This window comes from Tritonibacter mobilis (assembly GCF_001681715.1).
Taxonomy (GTDB): domain Bacteria; phylum Pseudomonadota; class Alphaproteobacteria; order Rhodobacterales; family Rhodobacteraceae; genus Epibacterium; species Epibacterium mobile.
Genome location: NZ_LNWY01000037.1, coordinates 1 through 3117, shown reverse-complemented (window position 1 = coordinate 3117; position 3117 = coordinate 1). Strand labels below are relative to the sequence as shown.

Annotated in this window: 1 protein-coding gene; it reads left to right on the top strand. The window is 45.9% G+C overall.

What is annotated here, in order from left to right; all coding sequences use genetic code 11:
* Positions 1–232: 232 nt before the first annotated feature.
* Positions 233–1987, top strand: coding sequence for a hypothetical protein (locus UB90_RS22010; RefSeq protein ID WP_065332079.1), 1755 nt, complete (start codon positions 233–235; stop codon positions 1985–1987).
* Positions 1988–3117 lie beyond the last annotated feature (1130 nt).

Below are 3117 nucleotides of genomic sequence, written 5' to 3'. Positions count from 1 at the left end.
TTTGTCAACACGTCCTAGGCCTGTAAGTCGGAGGCGTAGGTCTGCTCATGCATCCCAACTACCACGCTGGATTCACGGGATTTACGCAATAGAGCCTCAAAAAGTCACAAAAGTCACAAAATCAAATTTGTTAACTTGTTAGAACGAATATAAGTTCAATCAAATTAAATCGTTTCCGTTTTATTGGTAATTTCAGCGCAGGCTTATCAATGCCCACATCCGGAGAACTGTGATGCCAACTGCGATCAATGCCAACCCAGAGTTTCGATCTCACTTCACTCAAGATCAATTCGGCGGGAATTTCCTTTTCCATAGAGACACCTTGGATGGCGACGGATCATACCAAGATTTGATCCAAGAACTAGGCGTGGAAACAGTACGATTCCCTGGAGGATCGGTTACAGAAGAATTTTTCGATATCTCAAACCCCAACAATTCATCTGGTATAGACCCTAAGACCGGTGACCAAGTGGACTTAGTCCCATTAAACGACTGGCTTACCACTGCTGGAGACCTTGGCATATCAACAACCATAGTCATCCCAACACAGAACTACCTATCTGAAACTACGGACGAAAATGGAGATCGCTATGCTGATCTAGACCGTGATGAACTCTATGATTTTGTGACCGATGTGGTCCGAGGGGTTCATGGAGATGGGGAGATTGCCGCCTTCGAAATTGGCAACGAATACTGGGGCGCGGGTGAAATGTCATCCGTTGAGTATGGACGTCTATCTAGTGAAATTTCATCGATTGTAGACCAAGCACTAGCAGACTCCCAAGCTTTGGACTTCGACACTAAAGACATCGATATCGTCGTGCAAGCTGGCACGAATTTTGATTTCGCCAGATTAGACAGCAGCTACGATGATTTAGACTCACCCGATGCGATCTTGGGTGCGTTATCTGAAGAATATAGCCAAGACTTTAGCGAAGGATTCACTTTTTCTAGTGGCGAAATAAATTGGTCAAAAATTAACAACGCACTCATCATGAATGAGTACGACGACGAAGAAATTGAGAGAATCGATGGGGTTTCCGCTCACGTCTATACACGAGGTGAGCTCAACCCTGGCATGCGCGACTTTTCGACGAAGATGGTCGAAAGTTCCTGGCTCGAAAGGAACGAAGAACTCGAAACCTATGTCACTGAATGGAATTTGAAGTCTACATCATCTCTTGATCCCGATTACGACTACGGTTTGAGGCAAGCTCATGAGATGTTGGAGATTATGGAGCAGTTTCCGGAGCACGGTGTAGATACCGCTCATGCTTGGCCTCTGCTGCAAAACACTCGAAACGCCTTGAGTTCAGGATTCGAGCACGACGAACTCACTGTCGGCGGTGAAATGTTCCGTCTCATGGAGGAGAGCTTACCCGGAAATAGATCAATAGACCTGGTAGGCTCGGAAAGTTCTGAGACAGAGTACGCTAGCCCCACCATCGATGTTCATGCATTCGGCAGCCAAGATGAACTAGTGCTCTTCCTCACCTCCAAATCAGAGGATGTAACATCTAACGACTTTGATCTTTCCGGCATACTCAGCGGTGGCGAGAATATTTCGGTGACATACCTAGGTGTTGAAGAGGGAGATCTACCAGGAAGTAGACATGCCAATGCGATTGTCGAAGAGGCATCCTCTACAGAGATCGAGAACGAAATATTCAGTGATGGTATTTTGCATGCCGACCTCGACAGCCTTGAAGTCATGCGTGTGGTGATCTCCCAACCCACGTGGAGTGAGGAAATGGAGGTGTATTGGGAGGCTGTGGAAATAGTCGAGGATGAAGTCGGTGAGATTGATGGAGTGTATGACGCTGAAGCACTCATAGAATCCTTGATGCTCCCTCCAGGTGACGGACCTCCTGTTGATGATCCGACACCTGAGCCTGATGAAGAGTTCGAAGATGATGATGGAGGAATGGGAATCGCCGCCGTCGCTTTAGGTCTACTACCCTTGTTGGCTTTTGCATTACTGGGATAGACGAAATGACCTATTCAAGGCTGCCCTAGGTCTGTCACACCCATCGTTGCCAAGTGCGACAAGAGTTGTTCAAGATTCAGATTCTCTTCCTCAACAAGTTGGGTGAGCATCTTAGCGAGCCACTCTTCCCCAGACCAACACCCCGAACCATTGAACTCACGACTCTCGTTTCTAAAGCGCTCAGGAAGATCCCGGCCATCTTCAAAGCGAGAGAGGCCGATTACTCCACAACCAGAGTAAAATTTGAACATTTCATTTGGCCTTGGCTGAAATTAGGTTTGGTCCCCTTGCGCATTCCCCAAGTAGAGGGAAACCTCAAGCAGAGCGTGAAGGACTTTCTGCCGTTCCGTTCGGCATGTTTCACCTGAAAACTTACTCTGCGTCTGCAGGTCTGTAAGTTGCTCTGATGCGTACAGGAGAGCGTAAGACAGAACTGCTTCATAATCCAAAATTGCAGACTTATGAGAAACATAGGCGGCTGCAATGGGTCGTGTTGCGCCACGAAGTGCTCGCAGTTTTTGGCGATCACTTAAGCGATAAGTTCGACATCCGCTCTTCACGCATGACGCCGCCTTCGGCCTCCAATCGAACAAGCTCTTGAAGCAGTTCTTTAAGGTTTTAGAAGCTGTTTTTGCACACATATTTCTGTCCCCAAGTGTGTAGTCGCACAGTCTAGGGTTTGAGAAAGTGGTAAACAAAATGATAATTAACTCAGCGCAAAAAACACGCATAACGTGTAGTCAGAATGCAACCTCTTAACTTAATAAATGATTCATCTATATAATCGATATGAGAAATCAACATTAAGGGCCAAGATTAACTTCTGGCACAACATGTGTGCAAATGAGGTTAATAAATCCCAATTTTGAATTATTGTTTTTTTCACGCCCCCGCATATCCATAACCTCAACCAGCCCAAAACCAACATAGATTTCAAAAATTCAAATAAAATGCATTGCATCCATTCTGGAAACTTAATCCCCCAAAAACCCGGAATGTCTACCGATGTAGATATCCAAAGCCTCCAACAAGCTAAAGGCAGATGTTCCATTCCTTCCGGTTAGGGGTATGCAATGAATATATCTCTGAAATTCAAATTTGTGTCGGTCATTAGGACGTGTTGACAAAAG

Excerpts from the sequence above, each read along its gene's own strand:
- UB90_RS22010 (WP_065332079.1), top strand. The coding sequence starts at position 233 with ATGCCAACTGCGATCAATGCCAACCCAGAGTTTCGATCTCACTTCACT.